We start from the raw sequence: 447 nt of genomic DNA on the forward strand, positions 1-447 counted from the left end.
GTTCCTCACCGGTTGCACGCTGCTCGCCGCCTCGCCGTTGGTTGGCGTCATTCCCGGACCCGGAGGCGTCGTCGTCGCGGCCGCTGGCCTGACACTGATGCTGCGCAACAGCCGATGGGCGAAGCGCCGCTACGTCCGCTTTAAGAAATGGCAGCCGAAGGCGGGAAGCTGGTTCGACTGGGGCCTCAGGCGCCGGAGCGCTCGCCGGCGCGACGCGCTGCGCAAGCTTCAGGACGAGCTTCCCGCGGCGTCCGACGATTGACTTCGACATGTCTCTTGCCTAATCGGCGGGCCAGCAGAAGCGGCCCGCGGGGCCGCTTTTCTGTTTCAGGCATCGATACGGGAATGAACGATGAAGCGCACTTTCCAGCCCAGCAAGCTCGTGCGCGCGCGCCGGCACGGCTTCTTTGCGCGCAAGGCGACGGTCGGCGGCCGCAAGGTCTTGGC

General features: G+C 67.3%; 2 protein-coding genes. Both read left to right on the forward strand.

The features are described from left to right. Positions 1 to 262: hypothetical protein (locus tag ACU8YE_RS25260; protein WP_446930310.1), on the forward strand; the 262-nt coding region annotated here is incomplete at its 5' end. Positions 263 to 352: 90 nt separating this feature from the next. Further along, on the forward strand, positions 353 to 447 hold a 95-nt coding region (gene rpmH, locus ACU8YE_RS25265), incomplete at its 3' end, for a 50S ribosomal protein L34 (RefSeq protein ID WP_446930312.1).

The organism is Ralstonia sp. VS2407, assembly GCF_052950655.1.